Annotated in this window: 3 protein-coding genes; 2 read left to right on the forward strand and 1 reads right to left on the reverse strand. The window is 72.2% G+C overall.

Annotated elements, in window-relative coordinates:
• Positions 1–197, reverse strand: a 197-nt coding sequence (locus tag AB0F18_RS39235) for a helix-turn-helix domain-containing protein (RefSeq protein ID WP_362070337.1), incomplete at its 3' end; no start/stop codon positions are given.
• Positions 198–336: 139 nt separating this feature from the next.
• Between AB0F18_RS39235 and AB0F18_RS39240 the strand changes: the two genes are divergently transcribed.
• Positions 337–1,275 carry an NmrA/HSCARG family protein gene (locus AB0F18_RS39240; protein WP_362070331.1) on the forward strand — a complete coding sequence of 313 codons (939 nt, stop codon included), beginning with the start codon at positions 337–339 and terminating at the stop codon, positions 1,273–1,275.
• Positions 1,272–1,524, forward strand: a 253-nt coding sequence (locus AB0F18_RS39245; RefSeq protein WP_362070334.1) for an LLM class flavin-dependent oxidoreductase, incomplete at its 3' end; no start/stop codon positions are given. The genes AB0F18_RS39240 and AB0F18_RS39245, both read left to right, overlap by 4 nt.

Consider the following 1,524-nt stretch of genomic DNA (forward strand, 5'->3'; position numbering starts at 1 on the left):
CACAGGGCCTCGACCCGTTCCTTGAAGACGGCCTCCAGGAGTGCCTGCCGGGAGGGGAAGTGGCGGTGCAGGGTGGCCGAGCCGACTCCGGCACGGCGGGCGACCTCCTCCAGGGAGGCGTCGGCGCCCTGCTCGGCGATCAGGGCCCCGGCGGCGGCGACGATCTTCTCGGCGTTGCGGCGGGCGTCGGCGCGCATCGGCCGGCCGGGCGGGGCGGTGGCGTCCTTGGGCACGGGTACTCCTGGCGCTTGATAAACGGGGTGGTCCTCCATATCGTAGCGAACGAGAAACGGAGGGCCACCCCACTTCTGGGCTGGCTTCCCTCCGCATGACGCGATGGAGACGATCGTGAAGCTGACGAAGAAGACCGTCGTGGTGGCGGGTGCGACCGGCCTGCAGGGCAGGGCCGTGACACATCACCTGCTCCGCGACGGCTGGCGGGTGCGCGCACTGACGCGTGACCCGGACGGGCCGCAGGCCATGGCGCTGGCGCAGGCCGGCGCACAGGTCGTCCGGGCGCGGATGGAGGACGTCGGCTCCCTGAGGGCCGCGGCCGAGGGCGCCTGGGGCTTGTTCAGCGTCCAGCCCACCGTCGGCTCGCCCGGCACCGCCCCGGATTTCACCGCCGACGACGAGGTGCGCTGGGGGGTGAACGTCGCCGAGGCCGCGCACGCCGCGGGCATCGGGCACTTCGTCTTCACCTCGGTCGCCGAAGCCGACCGGCACCTTGAGGAGAAGCTGCCCGTGAATCTGGTCAGCAAGTGGCGGATCGAGCGGCACGTCGCCGCGCTCGGCCTGCCCGCGACGATCCTGCGGCCGGTGTCGTTCATGGAGAACTTCACCGGCGGCTACGCGCTGCGGAACGGGAACCTGTCCACCGGTCTCGCGCCGGAGGTCCCCCAGCAGATCATGGCCGTCGACGATGTCGGCGCCGTCACCGCGCTGGCGTTCTCCCGGCCGGAGGAGTGGATCGGCCGGGCCGTCTCCCTGGCCGGGGACGAACTCACGCCGGTTCAGATCGCCGCGGCCATCGGGAAGGCACTCGGCATACCGCTGCCCTACGTTCAGATCCCGGTCGACGCGATCCGGGCCCTGAGCGAAGACTTCGCCTACGCCAACGAGTGGCTCAACGAACACGGCTACCGCGCGGACATCCCCGCCACCCGGGAGATCCACCCCGGCACGATGGACTTCAGCACCTGGCTGGAGCGCACCGGCGCGTCCCGGATCGCCGCGTTCCTCGACTCCGCGCGCACCGCCGGGCAGGACGGATGAGCGCCCGTGCTCACGGTCTCGGGCGCGTCGGGATCTGGGCGGCGGACTTCGACCGCCTCTCCGCACCCGAGGTCCGCAAGGCTGCCGCCGCGGTCGAGGGCCTCGGCTTCGGAACCCTGTGGTTCCCCGAGACGACGGGACGGGAAGCCATGGCGCAGGCCGCGATCCTCCTGGCGGCCACCCGGCACATCACCGTGGCCTCCGGCATGACCGACATCTACGCCCGCGACCCGGTCACGGCCGCCGCCG

Origin of the sequence: Streptomyces sp. NPDC029216 (genome assembly GCF_040648015.1) — a bacterium.
Lineage (GTDB): Bacteria > Actinomycetota > Actinomycetes > Streptomycetales > Streptomycetaceae > Streptomyces.

Coding starts and splice junctions, on each gene's coding strand:
- AB0F18_RS39240 (WP_362070331.1), top strand. CDS start 337: ATGGAGACGATCGTGAAGCTGACGAAGAAGACCGTCGTGGTGGCGGGT.